The 18,719-nt window shown below is 69.4% G+C and carries 13 protein-coding genes; 5 read left to right on the top strand and 8 right to left on the bottom strand.

Annotated features, from left to right (window positions below):
• Positions 1-4 precede the first annotated feature (4 nt).
• The gene (locus tag ACFP3H_RS09175) at positions 5-3,709 is read right to left on the bottom strand and encodes a nitrate reductase subunit alpha (protein ID WP_378602442.1); all 3,705 of its coding nucleotides are present in this window, start codon (positions 3,707-3,709) and stop codon (positions 5-7) included.
• Positions 3,710-4,202: 493 nt separating this feature from the next.
• Between ACFP3H_RS09175 and ACFP3H_RS09170 the strand changes: the two genes are divergently transcribed.
• On the top strand, positions 4,203-5,015 hold the full coding sequence (locus ACFP3H_RS09170; RefSeq protein ID WP_378602439.1) for an MmyB family transcriptional regulator: 813 nt from the start codon (positions 4,203-4,205) through the stop codon (positions 5,013-5,015).
• On the opposite strand, the gene mtnC is transcribed toward ACFP3H_RS09170, so the two are convergent.
• The 4 genes from mtnC to ACFP3H_RS09150 all read right to left on the bottom strand — a co-directional run bounded on the left by mtnC (position 4,985) and on the right by ACFP3H_RS09150 (position 10,577).
• Positions 4,985-5,728 carry an acireductone synthase gene (gene mtnC, locus ACFP3H_RS09165; protein ID WP_378602436.1) on the bottom strand — a complete coding sequence of 248 codons (744 nt, stop codon included), beginning with the start codon at positions 5,726-5,728 and terminating at the stop codon, positions 4,985-4,987. The genes ACFP3H_RS09170 and mtnC overlap by 31 nt on opposite strands.
• Complete coding sequence (locus ACFP3H_RS09160; protein WP_378602433.1) at positions 5,725-6,294, bottom strand: 1,2-dihydroxy-3-keto-5-methylthiopentene dioxygenase; 570 nt, start codon at positions 6,292-6,294, stop codon at positions 5,725-5,727. Before ACFP3H_RS09160 ends, mtnC begins: the two co-directional genes overlap by 4 nt.
• Complete coding sequence (gene mtnA, locus ACFP3H_RS09155; RefSeq protein WP_378602430.1) at positions 6,291-8,093, bottom strand: S-methyl-5-thioribose-1-phosphate isomerase; 1,803 nt, start codon at positions 8,091-8,093, stop codon at positions 6,291-6,293. Before mtnA ends, ACFP3H_RS09160 begins: the two co-directional genes overlap by 4 nt.
• Before the next feature lie 90 nt (positions 8,094-8,183).
• Positions 8,184-10,577: an arylsulfatase gene (locus ACFP3H_RS09150; protein WP_378602427.1), complete on the bottom strand. Its 2,394-nt coding sequence runs from the start codon at positions 10,575-10,577 to the stop codon at positions 8,184-8,186.
• Between the two features lie 254 nt (positions 10,578-10,831).
• Between ACFP3H_RS09150 and ACFP3H_RS09145 the strand changes: the two genes are divergently transcribed.
• The 4 genes from ACFP3H_RS09145 to ACFP3H_RS09130 are packed head-to-tail and all read left to right on the top strand — an operon-like array spanning position 10,832 to position 16,219.
• Positions 10,832-12,406: an ABC transporter substrate-binding protein gene (locus tag ACFP3H_RS09145; RefSeq protein WP_378602424.1), complete on the top strand. Its 1,575-nt coding sequence runs from the start codon at positions 10,832-10,834 to the stop codon at positions 12,404-12,406.
• Positions 12,403-13,362, top strand: coding sequence for an ABC transporter permease (locus ACFP3H_RS09140; protein ID WP_378602421.1), 960 nt, complete (start codon positions 12,403-12,405; stop codon positions 13,360-13,362). The genes ACFP3H_RS09145 and ACFP3H_RS09140 overlap by 4 nt, the downstream gene beginning before the upstream one ends.
• A complete protein-coding gene (locus tag ACFP3H_RS09135; RefSeq protein ID WP_378602419.1) occupies positions 13,359-14,219 on the top strand; it encodes an ABC transporter permease in 861 nt (286 codons plus the stop codon). Before ACFP3H_RS09140 ends, ACFP3H_RS09135 begins: the two co-directional genes overlap by 4 nt.
• Positions 14,216-16,219 (top strand): dipeptide ABC transporter ATP-binding protein, encoded by a 2,004-nt coding sequence (locus tag ACFP3H_RS09130; protein WP_378602418.1) that lies wholly within the window; start codon positions 14,216-14,218, stop codon positions 16,217-16,219. The genes ACFP3H_RS09135 and ACFP3H_RS09130 overlap by 4 nt, the downstream gene beginning before the upstream one ends.
• 50 nt (positions 16,220-16,269) lie before the next feature.
• Here ACFP3H_RS09130 and ACFP3H_RS09125 read toward each other — a convergent pair whose 3' ends face one another.
• From ACFP3H_RS09125 to ACFP3H_RS09115, 3 genes are all read right to left on the bottom strand, one after another.
• On the bottom strand, positions 16,270-16,431 hold the full coding sequence (locus tag ACFP3H_RS09125) for a hypothetical protein (RefSeq protein WP_378602415.1): 162 nt from the start codon (positions 16,429-16,431) through the stop codon (positions 16,270-16,272).
• A gap of 174 nt (positions 16,432-16,605) precedes the next feature.
• Positions 16,606-18,369, bottom strand: a complete 1,764-nt coding sequence (locus ACFP3H_RS09120; RefSeq protein ID WP_378602412.1) for an NTP transferase domain-containing protein — start codon at positions 18,367-18,369, stop codon at positions 16,606-16,608.
• A gap of 55 nt (positions 18,370-18,424) precedes the next feature.
• Positions 18,425-18,718: an MGMT family protein gene (locus ACFP3H_RS09115; protein ID WP_378602409.1), complete on the bottom strand. Its 294-nt coding sequence runs from the start codon at positions 18,716-18,718 to the stop codon at positions 18,425-18,427.
• Position 18,719 lies beyond the last annotated feature (1 nt).

The raw sequence follows: 18,719 nt of genomic DNA, 5'->3' as shown, positions 1-18,719 counted from the left end.
ATGGTTAGTACTCCACGTTCTGGTTGCGTCGGCGGATCGTCGTGACTTCGTCACGCTGGTTTCCGGTGGGGCCGTGGTAGTTCAGGGCGAAGGACTGCTGGGCGTAGCCGCCGATGAGGTGCGAGGGCTTGATCAGCACCCGGGTGAGCGCGTTGTGGATACCGCCGCGCTTGCCCTTGGCTTCGGAGGTCGTGTCCTCGGCGCCTTCGATGCGCGGCACGTCGACCGCGCGGTCCTGGGCGTGGTACATGAAGACCGTGCCCTCGGGCATGCGGTGCGACACGATCGCGCGGGCCACGACCACACCGTTGCGGTTGATGGCCTCGATCCAATCGTTGTCCGCCACACCGATTTTCTTCGCGTCGACATCCGACATCCAGATCGTCTGACCGCCACGCGAGAGCGTGAGCATGTGCAGGTTGTCCTGGTAGGCGGAGTGGATCGACCACTTGGAGTGCGGGGTCAGGTAGCGCACGGTCAGCCCGTTGCCGCTCACATTGCCGATGCTCGGCTCCGCGAACAGCGCCGACATATCAAGGGGCGGACGGAAGATCGGCAGTTGCTCGCCGAGTTCGATCATCCAGTCGTGGTCGAGGTAGAAGTGCTGGCGACCGGTGAGGGTGTGCCAGGGCTTGAGCCGCTCGACATTGATGGTGAACGGGCTGTACCGGCGGCCACCGGACTCGCTGCCCGACCACTCCGGCGAGGTGATCACCGGCACCGGCCGCGCCTGGGTGTCGGCGAACGTAATCCGTTTGCCCTCGGCCTCTTTCGCGAGGTCGGCCAGTTCGGTGCCGGTCCGTCGCTCGAGCGCCTCGAACCCCTCGACCGCGAGACGGCCGTTGGTGGTGCCCGACAGCGACAGGATGGCCTCGGCCGAGTGGGTGTCCTTGGCCAGCGACGGTCGACCCGCGGCGACGCCGGAGACGATGGTGCCGTTCTGTCCGGCCAGGTAGGCCACTTCCTCATCGGGGAAGGTGGTGATGCCCTTGGTGGTCAGGCCCAGCTTCTCCACCAGTGGGCCGAGTGCGGCGAGCTTGTCCGCGATCTGGGTGTAGTCGCGTTCGATCTCCACGATCTTGGGCATGGTCTTGCCCGGAATCGGTTCGCACTCACCGTATTTCCAGTCCAGCACCTTGCCGCCGGCCTGCGCCAGCGCATCGGGGGAGTCGTGCTGCAACGGCACCGCGACGATGTCTTTTCGGGTGCCCAGGTGCTTTTCGGCCAACCAGGAGAAACCGCGCGCGATCCGGTGGAACGCCTCGAAGTCGGTCTTGGCCTCCCACGGCGGGGAGATGGCGGGGGAGAAGGCGTGCACGAAGGGGTGCATGTCGGTGGAGGACAGGTCGTGCTTCTCGTACCAGGTCGCGGCGGGCAGCACGATGTCGGCGAACAGGGTGGTGCTGGTCATCCGGAAGTCCAGTGCGAGAAGCAGATCCAGCTTGCCCTCGGCACCGTCCTCGCGCCATTCCAGTTCCTGCGGGCGCACCCCGGTGGCGTCGGTGGTCTGGAGATTGGAGCCGCAGCCCAGCAGGTGCTTCTGGAAGTACTCGTTGCCCTTGCCCGAGGAACCGAGCAGGTTCGCGCGCCACACGGTGAGCACGCGCGGGAAGTTCTCCGGGGCGTCGGGGTCCTCGCAGGCGAACCGCAGGTCACCGGACTTCAACCCGTCGACGACGTGCTCGGCCGGGGTCTTGCCGGCTTCGGCGGCCTCGTCGGCGAGGTCGAGGGGGTTGCGGTTGAACGTCGGGTAGCTGGGCATCCAGCCCAGCCGGCTGGCCAGGGCGATGTTGTCGGCGGCGGTGCGACCGGCGAAGGTGCCCTTACCGAGGGGCGACGCGAACGAGTCCGAGGTGAAGGGGTCGTAGCGCCACTGGTCGTTGGTGAGGTACCAGAACACGGTGCCCTGCATCTGGCGCGGCGGGCGCTGCCAGTCGCTCGCCGAAGCCAGTGTGGCCCAACCGGTGACGGGACGGCACTTCTCCTGGCCGACGTAGTGGGCCCAGCCGCCGCCGTTCTTGCCCTGGCAGCCGGTGAGCAGCGTGAGGGTGAAGAAGGCACGGTAGATCTGGTCGGAGTGGAACCAGTGGTTGGTGCCCGCGCCCATCAGGATCATCGAGCGACCGCCGGAACGCTCTGCGTTGTCGGCGAATTCGCGACCGATGCGCGCGGCCTGCACGGCAGGCACGCCGGTGATGGCTTCCTGCCAAGCCGGGGTGTAGGGCGAGGAGGCGTCGTCGTAGCCGGTGGCCCACTCGCCCGGCAGGCCGTCGCGGCCGACGCCGTACTGCGCGAGCAGCAGGTCGAAAACCGTCGTGACACGTTTGCCCGCAATGACTGTGGTGGGTACGCCGCGCGTGATGGTTCCGGCGACATCGGTGTCGAAGCGCGGCAGGGCGATGGTCGCGGGCGCGTCGGCGCAGTGGCCGAGCAGGGTGAGCAGCGGGTCGACACCCTCGAGGTCGAGGTTCCACTTGCCGGTGCCGTCCTCGCCGAAGCGGTGACCCAGAGATCCGTTGGGCACCACCGGGTTTCCGGCCTGATCCAGCAGCACCGGCTTGTGCTCGACGCCCTCGCCGGTGTGGCCGAGGTCGGCGGCGGTGAGGAACTTGCCGGGGGTGGCCTGACCGTCGTTGTCGTCGAGGCAGATCAGGTACGGCAGGTCGGTGTAGGACTTGATGTAGTCGGTGAACATCGGAGTCTGCTTCTCGATGAAGAACTCCTTGAGCACCACGTGCCCCATCGACATCGCCAGTGCCGCATCGGTTCCCGGCCGCGCGGCCACCCACTCGTCGGCGAACTTGGTGTTGTCGGCGTAGTCGGGGGAGACCACCACGACCTTCTGGCCGCGATAGCGCGCCTCGGTCATGTAGTGCGCGTCGGGGGTTCGCGTCACCGGGACGTTGGAGCCCCACATGATCAGGTAGCCCGCGTCGAACCAGTCGGCCGATTCCGGCACGTCGGTCTGGTCGCCGAACACCTGCGGCGAGGCCACCGGCAGGTCGGCGTACCAGTCGTAGAACGAGAGCATGTAGCCGCCGATCAGCGACACGAACCGCGCGCCGGTGGCATGGCTGACCATCGACATCGCCGGAATCGGCGAGAAGCCGGCCACCCGGTCGGGGCCGTACTGCTTGATCGTGTAAACGTGTGCGGCAGCGGCGATCTCGGCCGCTTCCCACCACTCGGCCCGAACGAAGCCGCCCTTGCCGCGTGCCCGCTTGTAGGCCTTGGCCTTGGCCGGGTCCTCGACGATGGACTCCCAGGCCAGCACCGGATCCTTGAGCTCGGCCTTGGCCTTGCGGTACAGATCCAGCAGCGTGCCGCGCACATACGGGTAGCGCACGCGGGCGGGGGAGTAGGTGTACCAGGAGAACGAGGCGCCGCGGGGGCAGCCGCGCGGCTCGTACTCGGGCTTGTCCGACCCCACGCTCGGGTAATCGGTCTGCTGCGACTCCCAGGTGATCACGCCGTCCTTGACGTAGATCTTCCAGGAGCACGAGCCGGTGCAGTTCACGCCGTGGGTGGAGCGCACCACCTTGTCGTGCGACCAACGGTCCCGGTAGAACTCGTCGGCATCGCGACCACCGACCTTGTAGATCGAGCGGTTGTCGGGTGAAACTTCGCCCTTCTGGAAATATTTGCCGAGGTTCAGCAATGTGTCGCCGAAATCGGCGGGCGACGGACCTTGCGTGCGCGAATTAACCACGACGCCCCCTTCGAGCAGGTGAAAACGGGCTGTTGCGGGGAACTGTAGGGAGGCCGCAGCCATCGGCAAAACGAACTTTTCACATCCGGTTTCGGGGCTCGGTGAGCTGTGAGGTCGGCGCAATGTCGTGGTCACCCGGGGTGGGCGCGGCGGGCTCGGCGATCAGGGGCTCACCAGGGTGAATCGATCCCGAACAGGCCCGATGCGGTGATCGGGGGGTGTGTCGGCCGGTCGGCGGTGATGCTTCGGAAACGACCGGTTCTCCCGCGGTTTACATTTGTTTACACACTCGGCGCGACCGCTGAACAGCGCGAATGTGACCCCCGGCACAACTATGGTGGTCTCACGACGGGCGGTCACGGCCGCACCGGTCAGGTTCGTGCGCGAATTGCCCCTTGGTAGCTACCCGAATTTACCGGCGGCAAGATAAAGAATCGGCATCTTTTCCGTTCGGTTGTCGGTACCTGGTTGGAACGTCATTCAGGATGGGCCCGTGCAGGTAGGGAGGGCTCTGGTGACATCGAAGACATCCTCGGACGGGCCGGACGCACCGCCGCGAGCGCCGACGCTCGGTGGTTTGCTACGGCGCCTGCGTGACGAGCGCCGGTTATCCCGAGAAAAACTCGCTTTCGCGGCCGGGGTGAGCTCGAGTTACATCACCCACCTCGAGAGCGGCGACCGCGATCACCCCACGCGCGCGGTGGTCGACGCGCTCGTGCGCTATCTCGACCGGATCTCGCCGGTCACCGATATCGAACGGCGACACCTGCTCGATCTGGCCGGGCTCACCCCCGTCGACAACCCGACCATCGAGGATCTGCGCGCCGAGATCACCGCCGAGATGCGCCGCACCATCGCGCTCCAGGAACCGAATCTGGCCGCCTATGTCGACACCCGCTGGAACGTGCTCGCCGGAAACGAGAGCTACGACCGGGCCTTCCCCGGCCTGGTCGAGGACGTCAACATCCTGCGCTGGTTCTTCAGCAATCCGCTCTCACGCAAGGTGATGGTCGAGTGGGAGAAGGAGTCCACCCTGACCGTGCACTGGTTACGCGGCCTGATCGGCCAGCAGGGCGGCGCCGACTGGGCCGCCGAACTGCTCGACGAACTCGCCGACTACCGCGACTTCCGCCGCATCTGGGACGACGGCGACACCGCCTACGGACGCGACCACACGGCCATGCGGCTGTGCGATCTGCACACCGGCGAGTACTACACCGTCGACGTGCAACTGTTCCGCCTCGACTCGGTCGCCTACCCGGGGCGCATCCAGTACTACCTGGGGGTACGCGGGTCCGACGACTGACTCCGCGCCCGGGACGGCCGGTGGGCAGTGTTGGTGACCTCGATGTCGGCGAAGGTGCTCACCCAGTGGTGGGGCGGTCGAGCGGGGTTGGGTTCGTCGGGGCGACGGACGCCGACGACCTGCCAGCCCGCGGTGACGGCGGCGTCGAGTTCGTCGGGGTGGTCGGAGAGGAACAGGATCTGCTCGGGCGGGACGGCGATGCGGTCGGCGATGAGGGCGTAGGACTTCGGGTCGCGTTTGGGGCCCGCGGTGACGAGGTCGAAGTGGGCGGTGATCAGGGGGGCCAGGTTGCCGGGGGCGGCGTAGGTGAACCAGTCGCGCTGGTTGCGTTCCGAACCCGAGGAGTAGATGTAGAGGGGCAGACCCTCGGCGTGCCAGGTGCGCAGGGCGGGGACCACGTCGTCGAAGAAGCGGCCGTGTAGTTCGCCCGCGCGGAAACCCTCGGCGCAGATGGCGCCCTGGGCGGCCTTGAGGGGTTCGGCCTTGACGTCCGAACGCAGCCAGCCGGTGAGGATGTCGGCGATACGGGCGGTGTCGGCGGTTGGTTCGTCGGCGAGTTCGCGGGTCTGGGCGATCACCGATTCGGCGGCGCCGGCGGCGTTGTCGGCCAGCCATTGCGGCAGGTGCTGCTCGGTGTAGCCGTAGAGGTCGGTGCGGACCGAGTCGGTGGGGCTGGTGGTGCCTTCGATGTCGAGGACGATCGCGCGGATCATGCGAGCAGTTCGTCGAGGGTGGGGAAGTTCGCGCTGATCTTGTCGCCGGTGAAGTCGCCGACCCAGCCGTCGGCCTCCTCGAAGAAGCGGATGGCGATGAAGTCGGGGCGGGTGCCCATGTCGAACCAGTGCAGGGTGCCCGCGGGGACCGAGAGCAGATCGCCCGCCTCGCACACGGTCGCGAGCACGGCGTCGCCCACGTGCAGGTAGAAGCAGCCCTGGCCGGCGGCGAAGAAGCGCACCTCGTCCTCGGCGTGGCGGTGCTCGTCGAGGAACTTCGCGCGCGCGCCCGCGGCCGTGGCGGGCCAGTCGGGGTTGGTGTCGTCGGGGTGGATGCGGGCGACGTCGATGTGCTCGTAGCGGCCCGACGCGTTGAGTTCGGCGATCTGCGGGGCGTAGTGGGCCAGCAGGGTGTCGGAGTCGGTGGCGGTCGCCCCGGCCAGGGTGTCCCAGTGGGAGTAGGCGATGCCGTGCTGGGCCAGCTCCGCGCCGATCTCGGCGGGGTCGGTGGTGCGCACCCGGACATCGGCGGCGTTGTCGGCGGCCATCACTTGCAGCAGGGTCATGTCGGTCCGATCTCGAGAGAGGTGGCGTCGGTGCTTCCGGTGCGAGAGATCAACTCGCACAGGGCTTCCAGGCATTCGGCGCGATCGCGCGCCTGAGCAAGAGTGTCGCCCCAGGTGGTGATGCCGTGGGCGGCGATGAACAGAATCGGTGGGGTGCCGGGGTTGTCGCGCAGATAGGTCTCGATGTCGGCGCCGATGCGGGCGACCTCGGGCCAGTTCGCGAAGACCGGCACGTCGACGGTGGACGGGTCGGCCAGGCCGAAGCCCTTGAGGAGTTCGTAGCCGCTGATCCGCAGGGCGTCACCGGGTTTCGCGGCGGTGGTGGCCAGGGCGGTGGCGAACGGCGAGTGCACGTGCACGACCGCGCCGGCGGGCCGGGTGCGGTAGACGGCGGTGTGAATGCTGGTCTCGGCGGACGGTGTACGGCTCTGGCCGGGACGTGCGGTGGTGTCGGCGATGGCGACGAGGACGGTATCGCCTTCGGCCAGTTCGCCTTTGGACAGTCCGCTGGCGGTGATCAGCGCGTCCGCGCCTGCGGTGGTGGCCTGTCCCGTGCTCGCGTCCACGCGCACCGAGATGTTGCCCGCCGTGCCCGGCATCCACCCGCGCCCGTAGAGCTGGCGGGCGATGTCGGCGACGGCGCGACCCTGTGCGGCGAAGGCGGACTGCCGGGGGAAGGAGTCCGAATTGCGGTAGACGACACCGTTTTCCGTGACCACGGCGGTGACCAGGTCGGTGGGGGTGACATCGAAGGCGGGGTTGAAGACGGCGGTGTCGGTGGGGGCGGTGGCGACGCCGCCGAAGCCGGTGACCTCGGCGGCCGCGCGCTGTTCGACCACGATCTCGGCACCCGTGGCCATCGCGGTGTCGCGGGTGGACTCGGGGGCGACCACGATGAAGGGGATGCCGTGGTGGCGGGCGGCCAGGGCCAGGGTGAAGGTGCCGATCTTGTTGGCGACATCGCCGTTGGCGGTGATCCGGTCGGCGCCCACCAGCACGGCGTCGACCTGCCCGGTCGCCATCGCCCAGGCCGCGGCCGAATCGATGGTCAGCCGATGCGGGATACCGGCCTCGGCAAGCTCCCAGGCGGTGAGTCGGGCGCCCTGGAGCAGCGGGCGGGTCTCGTCGACGATCACGTCCTCGACCACCCCGCGCTCGTGCAGCACCCGCAGCGCGCCGATCGCGGTGCCGACCGCGCTGGTCGCCAGCCGGCCGGTATTGCAGTGGGTGAGCAGCCGCAACGGCCGGTCCCCGCACAGCCGCTGGACCAGGTCGGCGGCGTGAGTGGCGGCGGCGAGGTTGACCCGACCGTCCTCGGCGAGCATGTCGAGGGTCTCGGCCAACACCGCGTCGGCGCCCTCGGCCACCCGCCCGCGCACCCGCTCGACCGCCCAGGCGAGATTGACCGCCGTGGGCCGCGCCGCCGCGATCCGGTCCGCCTCGGCCTGCACCGCCGCGACATCGACGAGCCCGCGACCACCTGATTCGTCGGCCACCAAGCCGGACGCGTCCCGCGTCGCACCGTCATGGGCAGCGCCGCCCGAGACGGATTCTCCGAGGGCCTCGCTCGACGGGGCGGCGGCAGCGTCGTGCCCGCGCGTGTGCGCTCGCGTCGCGATGACTACGCCGAATGCCCCCGCGATGCCGATGGCGGGGGCGCCGCGGATGGCGAGGGTGGTGATGGCGTCGATGATCTGGTCCACGGTGCGCAGGCGCAGTTCGCGCACCTCGTGCGGCAGTCCGCGCTGGTCGATGGTGACGAGCGCGCCGTCGTCCCAGATCAGGGAGCTGTCGTCCATCGGGTGTGTGTCCTGTCTGCGCGGCATTTCTGGCTGGTAAACGGTATCCGACCTGGTCGGGGCGCGGACCCGGGGGCCCGCGCCCGACGCTCACTCGGCCGCGTACTCGGCCTCCCGCTCCACCGCGTCGATGGTGCGCTGGGGGACCTGGACCGGGCCGGGGGTGTAGGTGATCGCGCGCAGGCCGCCGGTGTAGCGGAACGGTCCGCGCCGCTCGCGCAGGTCCCACGCGACGGGGCCGCGCGCGTCGATGCCCACCGAGATCCCGGTCCACGGCGCCATGCCGACGAGCTGCACCTGGTCGGTGAGTTCGGCGAGCGGGGTGCCGTCGAACTCGATGGTGAAGTCCCAGCGCAGGTGCGGCTGGATGGTGGCGCGCACGGTGATCTCGCGCGTCCCCGTCGGCAGCGGCACCCCGACCGAGGCGTAGCGGCCGTAGCTGTTCACGCCGAGCACGACCTCACCGTCCTCGATGTAGAGCAGGTATCCGCCCAGCGGGTCGCCGTGCGCGACGAGCACGCCCTCGTCGCCGGGGCGATAGCCCTCCTCGAAGGGGGCCGAGTCGGCACCGCCCGTGGTGGTCGACGGGTCGGCCACCCGGTCCGACGAACGCGCCGGGCGAGGTCCCGTCAGATCGGCGGTGATGGTGAAGTCGCGGAAGGCGATCAGGCGCTGGGAGCGGTAGCGCTCGAGGGTGGGGGTGCCGGGGAGCAGGCGCACGGGGGCGGCGAAGCGGGCTTCCTCCGGGCGGCGGCGGAACAGGTCGGCGCGGGTGAGGAGCGGGAAAACGGTGTTGTTCCAGGCGGATTCGTCCCAGGCGGCGGCGAGTTCGGCGGCCTTGTCCGGATACCGTGCCGAAAGGTCGTGCAGCTCGGTGGGATCGGTGCGCACGTCGAACAGCTGCCAGTCCGGGGCGTCGAGATCGGTCCCGGCCTCGTGCAGCGACAACAGTTTCCAGCCGTCGCGGTAGAAGCCGCGATGCCCGGTCATCTCCGAATACTGCTCGGTGTGCCGGGTCGGCGCGGCCGGATCGCGGAGCAGCTCCGCCGCCGAGACACCGTCGAAGTCCTTGGCGGGCAGCCCGTTACGCACCGACGGCCGCGCCAGCCCCGCCAGCTCGAGCAGCGTCGGCGCGAGATCGGTGACGTAGGCGTACTCGTGGCGGATACCGGAATCGTCTGCCCCGCGCGGCAACCCCTTCGGCCACGAGACCACCAGCGGCACCCGCACCCCGCCGGCGAAGGTCTGCCCCTTGTAGAACCGGAACGGCGTGTTCGAGGCCTGACCCCACCCGCGCGGGTAGTGCACGCCCAGCTTCGCGGTGCCGATCAGGTCCTCGTCGTGCGGGATGTCACCGATCCAGTCCGGGTCGTCGATCTGGGCGAACTCGGCGAAGTACGAGCGGGTGCCCTCCGGTCCGCCCTCGGCGGTGCCGCCGTTGTCGGAGGTGAACACGATGATGGTGTTGTCGAGTTCGCCGAGGTCTTCGAGCAGATCGACGATGCGTCCCAGGCTCTGGTCGATGCTGTCGACCATGCCCGCGTACACCTCCATGTACTTGGCGTAGCGGCGCTGCTCGTCGGCCGACAGCGAATCCCACTCCGCCGCTTCGTAACCGGGCTCGGTATTGCGCGGCTTTTGCTCGGTGCCGGGTGGGAACAGGCCATGGGCCAACTGCTCGGCGAAGCGACGGCGGCGCAGTTCGTCCCAGCCCTCGGCGTAGCGGCCCCGGTATTTGGCCTGATCCTCGGCCTTGGCCTGGAGCGGTCCGTGCATCGCCACGTGGGCGAAGTAGAGGAAGAACGGCTTGTCCGCGTCGTGGGCGCGCAGGTCCTTGATGTAGGTCAGGGCCTTGTCGGTGAGGTCGTCGGTCAGGTAGTAGTCCGGCGGGTACTCCTCGAAGTCGACCACCGAGCTGTCCGAGACCAGCTGATTCGGGTAGTAGAAGGAGTTCAGGCCCTCGAGCGAACCGTAGTAGCGGTCGAAGCCGCGCTGGGTCGGCCAGGAATCGCGGTGGGCCGACGGGTTCATCGTGGCGTCGCGCACCAGGTGCCACTTGCCCACGGCGTAGGTCGCGTAGCCGTTGTCGCGCAGGATCTCCGGCAGGGTCAGGACGTCGTCGGCCAGTTCCAGGCGCAGGCCGGGGTAGCCGGGGTCGGCGTTGGCGACGAAGCCGTAACCCGCACGGTGGGAATTGATTCCGGTCAGCAGCGCCGCGCGCGAGGGCGAGCACAGCGGGGTGGTGTGGTAGTTCGACAGCCGAACACCCTGCGCGGCAAGGCGATCCAAGGTCGGTGTTTCGATCTCGGAACCGAACGGCCCGATATCGCTGTAGCCCATGTCGTCGACGAGCACGACCACGATGTTGGGCGCGTCCGCGGGCGCGGTCGGTCGGTAGGTCCATTCGGGGGTGGAGTCGGTGGAGGTGCGGCCGACCGAGCCGCCGAAGGATTCGTAACCGCGCGCAGCGGGTGGAACAGACATTCTCGGAGTAAAGGCCACGTATCGCCTGGTCACCAGGGTTATGTGCAGGGTGCGTGGAATCGGTGACCGAGCACCCGCAACTTGTTAGCGTCCTTGCCCATGCCCACGAATCAGCCCTGCTGTCGTTCGTGTCGCGCCCCGCGCGGCTGACGAACGCCCCGACGTTCCGGCCGCGCCGATGTTCCCTTCCCCTGCGGTGCCGTGGCACCCTTCTCGGCCCCGAGCGGGTCGACGCGTCCTCGAGGATCTTCACGATGAGCTCTACCCCCGGCGGCTTCGATCGCCGTAACTTCCTGCGCACCAGCGGCATCGCCGCGGCGGCTATCCTCGGTGGCGCGGCGCTGGCCGCCTGCACCTCGGCGGTCTCGGAGCAGAAGGAGGGCGGCGGCGACGCCACTCCCGTGCAGGGCGGCACCCTGAAGGTCGGCTTCAGCCAGGACCTGGTCCCCGCGAACCTGCTCACCAACACCGGCGCCGCACCGGTGCTCATCGGCCTGGTCTACGAGACCCTGACCCGCTACCCGAACGACAAGCTCGAACCCCAGCCCGCGCTGGCCGAGTCGTGGCAGCTCGCCGCCGACGGCACCTCGCTGACCCTCGACCTGCGCGCGGACGTGAAGTTCCACTCCGGTCGCCAGTTCACCGCCAAGGACGTCGAATTCGCGATCCGCACCTACGCCGACGCCAAGTGGTCGGCCCAGCTGCGCAGCACCGCGGCGGCGGTGACCGGCTTCGACATCGTCTCGCCCACCCGGATCGTGCTGAAGTTCGCGCACCCGCTGGCCAATATCTTCGACCTGCTCGACACCGTGCCGATCCTCGACAGCGAGACCGCCGACAAGCTCGGCACCGGCGAAACCTACATCGGCACCGGCCCGTTCCGGTTCACCCAGCGAGTTCCCAACTCGCAGATCGTGTTCGAGAAGAACCCCGACTACCGGGTGCCCGACCGGCCCTACCTCGACCGGGTCGAGGTCGCGATCATCCCCGACAACCAGGCGCGGCTCAACGCGCTCAAGTCCGGCCAGGTCAACCTGGCGATCGACCTCGCCTACCGCGACACCGAGAGCCTGGGCAAGTCCGGCGGCTACCAGGTGCGCAATGTCGAGGGCGCCGAGCTCCAGTTCTACGTCGGCGTCAATGTCACCGAGCCCGCGCTGGCCGATGTGCGCGTGCGCCAGGCCATCGCCTACGCCATCGACCGCGAACGCATCGTCGACGAGGTCCTGCGCGGCGCCGGCTACCCGCTCAATGTGCCGTGGCCCAAGACCTCCCCGGCCTACGACGAGCAGCGCAACACCCGCTACACCCGCGATATCGCCAAGGCCAAGCAGCTGCTCGAGCAGGGCAAGCCGCCGAAGCTGCCGCTGACCTTCGCCACCCCGCACCAGGAACTGGCCCAGGTCGTGCAGGCCAACCTGGCCGAGGTCGGCATCGAGGTCGAGCTCGACCCGGTCGATCCCGCCACCTTCGTCAAGCAGCTCACCGGCCAGCAGTTCCGCGGCCTGTGGGTCACCGATCACTCGTGGGCGCAGTTCGTGCCCTCGACGCTGACGGTGAGCGCCTACCCGTTCAACGCCCGCCGCAACGCCTCGCGCTACGAATCACCCGCCTACACCGCCGCCGCCGACACCGCGTGGAAGCTGCCGCAGACCACCGGCCCCGACGCGGTGCGCGCCTACCACGAACTCAGCGACCAGCTGCTCGATGGCCTGTTCCTGATCGAGATCGCCGTGCGGTTCCAGCAGTACGCCAGCTCGAACAAGGTGCACGGCGCGGCCTGGACTAAGCGCAGGGAAACCCTGTTCACCGACACCTTCCTGTCATGACGCGCTACCTGCTGCACCGGCTCCCCTCGGCGCTGCTGGTGCTGTTCGGGGCGTCGGTGCTGATCTTCCTGCTGCTGCGGCTGGTACCGGGCGACCCGGCGACCATCCTGGCGGGCAACGACGCGACACCGGAATCGATCGCGGCCATCCGCCACCAATTGGGGCTGGACCGCGCGATTCCGGTGCAGTACCTGAGCTGGCTGGGCGACCTGTTCACCCTGGACCTGGGTCGGTCCTACATCCTCGGCGGTGAGATCACCGAGCTGGTCGGGCGCGGGCTGACCAACACGCTGGTACTCACCGCGTCGGCGCTGGTGTTGGCCGTGGTGCTGAGTCTGCTGGTCTCGGTGGCGTCGGTGCTGTGGCCGAGCAAGTGGCTCAATACCGTTGTCGCGGCGGCGAATACGGTGGCGGTGGCGTTGCCGACCTTCGTGGTCGGGCCGCTGCTGGTGCTCGTGTTCGCGATCGCGATTCCGGTACTGCCCTCGGGTGGCGTGCCGCCGGACGGGTTCATCGCGCGCCCCGATATCGCCGTGCAGTACCTGCTGCTGCCCGCGATCTGCCTGGCGCTGCCGGTGGCGGCGGCGCTGACCCGGTTCCTCACCGAGTCGCTGCGCACCGAACTGACGAAACAGTATGTGCTGACGGCACGTTCGCTCGGCGTGAGCCATCGCGAGATCGTCACCCGTGGTGCGCTGCGCAATGCCCTGCCGACCATGCTCACCGTGCTCGGCATCCAGACCGGGCAGCTGCTCGGCGGCGCGGTGCTGGTGGAGGCCGCGTTCGTGTGGCCCGGCATCGGTCAGCTCATCGAACAGGGCATCAGCCGCCGCGACTATCCCGTCGTGCAGGTGCTGCTCCTGCTGTCGGTGGCGGTGTTCGTGGTGATCCAGCTGATCACCGATATCGCCCACGCGTGGTTGGACCCGCGGATCAGGATCGGCGGCCGGTCATGACACTCGAGGTGACGACAACGCCGGTCGCCGTGCCGCCGTCGCGTGCCGGTGCGCTCCAGGCATTGCGCCGTGGACAGGGCCTGGCCGGGGTGATCCTGATCGGTGTCATCGCCCTGGCCGGGGTGTTCGCGGGGGTGCTCAGCGCCTACGACCCGCTGGTCCAGATTCCCGGCGCCAACCTGGTCGGGCCGAGCGCCGACCACTGGCTGGGCACCGACCACATCAATCGCGATGTGGCCTCGCGGGTGCTTACCGGCATCCGGATCAACCTGCTGATCGTGTTCGCGGCGGTGCCGCTGGGCGCGCTGATCGGGTCGCTGGTCGGCTTGGCGGCCACGGTGAATCCGATCGCGGATGTGACCGCGCAGCGGGTGTTCGACCTGATCCTGGCCTTCCCGACGCTGATCTTCGCGATCGCGCTGGCCGCGATCACCGGGCCGGGCTGGCACGCGGTGGTGATCGTCATCGTCGCCGCCGAGATCCCGATCTTCGGACGCCAGATCCGCACCGCCGTGCTGGCCGTGCGCGAACAGCCGTTCGTGGAGGCCGCCGAGGTGATCGGCGCCGACACCTGGTGGACCTTGCGCAAGCACGTGCTGCCCAATGTGGTCGAACCGCTGGTGGTGCAATTCGCGCTGTCGCTGTCGGTGGGTGTGTTCATCGAGGCGGCGATGAGTTTCATCGGCATCGGGGTGCGGCCGCCGGATCCGTCGCTCGGGTCGCTGATCGGTGATTCGATCGCCAACCTCGAGCACAACCCGTTCATGGCGGTCGGTCCGCTGGTCGTCGTCGCCGGGCTGACCCTCGGATTTCTGTTGATCGCTCAGGCACTGGGCCGGGCAAGGAGGTCGGTATGAGTACGGTGCTCGACGTCGCCGACCTGGTTGTCGGGTTCGGGGACAAGACGGTGGTCGACCGGGTGAGTTTCCAGGTGCGGCGCGGTGAGGTCGTCGCGCTGGTCGGCGAATCCGGCTCGGGCAAATCGCTCACGGCGCGCGCGGTGCTCGGGCTGCTGCCCGACACCGCGCGGGCGCGGGGGTCGATTCAGCTCACGGGCACGCAGGTGATCGGGGCCGGCGAGTCGCGGTTGCGGGAGTTGCGCGGCACCAGGGCCGCGATGGTGTTCCAGGAACCGCAGACCGCGCTGAACCCGGTGCAGAAGATCGGCACCCAGATCGCGCAGGCACTGCGGGCGCACGGGATCACCGACAAGGCGGTGGCGCGGGCCAGGGCGATCGAGCTGCTCACGGCCGTGGACATTCCCGAGCCGGCGAAACGACTCGACTGGTACCCGCATCAGCTCTCCGGCGGGCAGAAACAGCGCGTGGTCATCGCGCTGGCCCTGTCGGGGGAGCCCGAACTGCTCATCGCCGACGAGCCGACCACGGCCCTGGACGTGACCGTCCAGGCCGAGATCCTCGACCTGCTGCGCTCGTTGCAGCGGGAGCGGGGCACGGCCATTCTGTTCATCACCCACAACCTCGGGGTGGTCGCGGAGATCGCGGACCGGGTCGTGGTGATGCGGGCGGGGGAGGTGGTGGAGGAGCAGTCGGTGTTCGGGTTGTTCGCCGAACCGTCGGCGGAGTACACGCGGACACTGCTGGCGGCGGTACCCAGGTTGCCCGTGGTGACGGCGGGGGTGCGTTCGGTCGGAGAACGCGACGAGATCGACCGGGCCCATGGCGTCGACAGTGCCGGTTGGAATGTCGACGGTGCCGAACGTGGCGAGGCCGAGCACGCTCGCGACGGGGACGCGAGCGTCGGCGATCGCTCCGACGCCGCCACGCCCCCGGAAGCGGGTGCGCGCGCTGACGCCGATTCAGGGGCGGCCGCGGCGACAGCGGACCCGACGACGGACGCTTCGGCGACGGCGGCCGGTGGCGATGACGCCGTGGAGCCCGGTGTCGCGGACGCGGACGAACCGTCCTCGGAGCCCGCCGTGCGGCGGATTCTGCGGCGGGTGGTCGTGCGCGGGCCCGCCGTGGTGGCGGAGAAGGGCGGCGGTTCGGCCGAGCCCACCTACCGCGACGTGTTGCGCATCGACGATCTGTCGGTGGTGTACCCCGGACGTAACGGCGGCGCGTCTTTCCCAGCGCTGCACGATATTTCGCTCACCCTCGGCCCGCGCGAAGTGCTCGGGTTGGTCGGGGAATCCGGGTCCGGGAAGAGCACGCTGGGACGCACCGCGCTCGGGCTCGTGCCCGCCACCACGGGTCGGGTCGAATTGCAGGGTGTGGTGCTCGAGGGGCTGTCGCGTCGCGAACTGCGTGGACTGCGCAAGCATGTCGCGCTGGTGCATCAGGACGTGAGTGCCTCGCTCGATCCGCGGCGCAGCGTGGGTGACGCGATCGCCGAACCGCTCGAGGTGCATCGGGTCGCCACCGGTGCGCTGGCGCGGGCCAAGGTCGAGACCCTGCTCGAATCCGTGCGGCTGCCACGGGATTACGCGCAGCGGCGGCCCTCGGAACTGTCGGGCGGACAGCGTCAGCGGGTGGCGTTGGCACGGGCGCTGGCCCTGGCCCCGCGCCTACTGGTGGCCGACGAGCCGACCAGTGCGCTCGATGTGTCGGTGCAGGCCCAGGTGCTCGAACTCTTCGCCGATCTGCGCGCGGAGTACGGGTTCGCGAGCCTGTTCATCAGTCACGATCTGGCCGTGGTGCACCAGGTCGCCGACCGGGTTGTGGTGCTGCGGCAGGGCCGGATCGTCGAAACCGGCGAGGTGCGCGCGGTATTCGCCGCACCGGCTCAGGAGTACACCCGCCGCCTGCTCGACGCGGTGCCCGCACCCGATCCCGCGACGGCGCGTCGTGGGCGGGCCGGATCCGCGGCAGGCGCGCCGCAGCCGATCGGGGCATGACGTGGACGAGCCGCCGGTGCGCACACCGGCGGCTCGTCGACACACGTATATCAGTGATGGCCGGGGCGGCGCTGCTGCTCGCGCCGATCGTCCTGACCTGCTCGCGTCATGCCCTGCGAGTCCTGCTGCCCCTGCTCCTGCCGCTGTTCCTGCTGCTGACGCGGCATCTGCTTGGGCATCTTCTTCGGCGCCTTTTTCGACTTCTCTGCCATCTCCGCACGGTCCTTTCCGAGGGATAGAGGAAAAAGCCTTCAACGCACTGTCCGACGCAATCCACCTCGCGTGCGGGGCGTTCCACGCCTGACTCGACCAACCATAGGCACCCCAACGGCGGGGCGGTAGAGCTGAACCCAAAATAGGTGCTCTACCGGCACGAACACGGCGTGTCAGTGCGCGAGGGGCAGGAATTCGACGGTGCCGCCGTCGCCGGTGTTCGGGGCGACGACGACCAGGCCGTCCCGGCCGATCAGGCCGGCCAGATGCGCGGTGCGCACGCTGGCGTCGCCGAGGAAACCGCCCTCGGGGGCGTAGCGGGCGGGGGTGATCCGGTGGACCGGAGCGGCGATCTCGGTGGCGTTGTGCAGCGGGCCGAGGATGCGGCGCGGGGCGGCGGTGGCGGTGCGGGCGGCCACGATGGTGGGGGTCAGCGCCAGCAGGACCGCGATCGCGGCGAAGGGGTTGCCGGGCAGGCCGAGAACCGTTGCGCCGGTGGGAAGTTCGGCGACGATCGTGGAACCGCCGGGACGAAGGGCGAGGCGGGGGACCACGATCGTGGCCTCGGCTCGGGCCAGTGCCGTGCGGAGTTGGTCCGCGGCCCCGCCGCCGGTGGCGCCGACCACGACGAGCAGGTCGAAACGGGTGGTGTCGGTGAGCATGTCGTCGAAGCTGTTGGCCGTGTCGCGCAGGTGCACGCTGTCGGCGACGCGAACACCGCAGCCCGCGAGCAGGTCCGGGAGAACCGGGCCGATCGAATCGCGGGTCTGGCCGGACTGGAGGGGGCCGGTGCTGCGAATCTCGTCGCCGGTCATGACGATTCGCGCGCGCACGGGGCCGCGCACCGAGGCGGTGGTGACCTCGACCGAGGCGGCGGCCGAGCGCAGGGCGGTGCTGACCCTGGTGCCGGCCGGGGCCACGAGATCGCCGACGTTGCTGTCCTCGCCCTGCTTTCGTACATCGCCACGTAATGGCGTGTCGGGCAGGCGGAACAGTTCGTCGTCGGCGAGCGAGGCGAACTCGTCACGCAGGACCGAGGTGGTGCCGTCGGGGACGTGGGCGCCGGTGGCGATGCGCACCGCCTCGCCCGGCAGCAGGCCGACCGGCCTTGCGCCACCGGCGAATCCGATATCGCGGCGCAGTCGCCACGGACCCTCACCGCAGATCGCGTACCCGTCCATCGCGGAGACGTCGAAGCGGGGCAGGGCGCCCTCGGCGAGGATCGGGGCGGCCAGCGCGGCACCGGCGACCTCGTTCAGCGCGGCGTCGTGCGGGGGCAAGGGAGACAGGCCGGCGTAGATGCGCGCGCGGGCTTCGGTGAGATCGAGGCGGGCCGAATCACGGTCTGTCGCCAGGGTTTCGCGGGCGCGCCGGACCTCCTCCTCGGTGTCGCAATCGGCGATATCGGGCAGTGCCAGCAGGGCTGTTTCGGTGGGCACGATCGCCTTCATCGGCTGGTTCACCAGCGAATCCAGGCTCGCCAGTGCGGCTTTCAGCGCCTCGCGCCGCCAGACGCCGACCAGATACTGCGGGCGGCCCGACTCGTCGATCGCGAAGACGGCATCGGATTCGGTGGCGCGACTGAGCAATTCGGCCACCGAGTTCTCGGTGAGGAAGGGCATGTCGGCGGCGAGGACCACCACCCACGGGTTGGTCGTGTCGAGGGCGTCGAGGCCGGCGCCGATCGCGGCGACCGGGCCGGCACCGGGCGGAGTCTCGCGGACCTGACCGAACCGGGCATCGAGATCGGGGCGGTGCGGGCCGACCACGACCACCTCGGCGCACCCGCGCACCGAGTCCAGCGCCGCGTCGAGCATGGACCGACCACCGATCACGATCGCCGGTTTGTCCACGCCGCCCAGTCGACTGGCGCGCCCACCGGCGAGCACGATCGCGTCGGCGGTGCGTAACAGCTCGCGCGGTATCGGATTCGGCACGAGCGTCATGCTAGTTGGCGGCGCGCCGACAGCGGCCGAGCGCCGCAGGTGCGGGTCAGCGAAGTCGGGCGGCGCGCAGATCGACCCGACCGTCGACGATCGGCACGCCCTCCTCGCCGAGCAACCGCAGTTGGCGGGCGGCCAGATGCGCGGCCGGGCGACCGCTCGCACCGAGCACCCGATGCCAGGGCAGGTCCGCGGAATCGGTGCGCATGATCCAGCCCACCGTGCGCGCCGAGGACAACCCGGCCGCGGCGGCGATATCGCCATAGGTACTGACCCGCCCGGGCGGAATCGCGGCGACGAGCTCGCGGACCCGCTCCACCTGCTCCTCCGTCGTCGCGGCCACC

This window comes from Nocardia lasii (genome assembly GCF_042658545.1).
Lineage (GTDB): Bacteria > Actinomycetota > Actinomycetes > Mycobacteriales > Mycobacteriaceae > Nocardia > Nocardia lasii.
The sequence above is the reverse complement of the archived record's forward strand: the minus strand, read 5'-3'. Positions and strand labels throughout refer to the sequence as shown.

Excerpts from the sequence above, each read along its gene's own strand:
- mtnC (WP_378602436.1), bottom strand. The coding sequence starts at position 5,728 with ATGATCCGCGCGATCGTCCTCGACATCGAAGGCACCACCAGCCCCACC.
- ACFP3H_RS09160 (WP_378602433.1), bottom strand. The coding sequence starts at position 6,294 with ATGACCCTGCTGCAAGTGATGGCCGCCGACAACGCCGCCGATGTCCGG.
- mtnA (WP_378602430.1), bottom strand. The coding sequence starts at position 8,093 with ATGGACGACAGCTCCCTGATCTGGGACGACGGCGCGCTCGTCACCATC.
- ACFP3H_RS09150 (WP_378602427.1), bottom strand. The coding sequence starts at position 10,577 with ATGTCTGTTCCACCCGCTGCGCGCGGTTACGAATCCTTCGGCGGCTCG.
- ACFP3H_RS09145 (WP_378602424.1), top strand. The coding sequence starts at position 10,832 with ATGAGCTCTACCCCCGGCGGCTTCGATCGCCGTAACTTCCTGCGCACC.
- ACFP3H_RS09140 (WP_378602421.1), top strand. The coding sequence starts at position 12,403 with ATGACGCGCTACCTGCTGCACCGGCTCCCCTCGGCGCTGCTGGTGCTG.
- ACFP3H_RS09135 (WP_378602419.1), top strand. The coding sequence starts at position 13,359 with ATGACACTCGAGGTGACGACAACGCCGGTCGCCGTGCCGCCGTCGCGT.
- ACFP3H_RS09130 (WP_378602418.1), top strand. The coding sequence starts at position 14,216 with ATGAGTACGGTGCTCGACGTCGCCGACCTGGTTGTCGGGTTCGGGGAC.
- ACFP3H_RS09125 (WP_378602415.1), bottom strand. The coding sequence starts at position 16,431 with ATGGCAGAGAAGTCGAAAAAGGCGCCGAAGAAGATGCCCAAGCAGATG.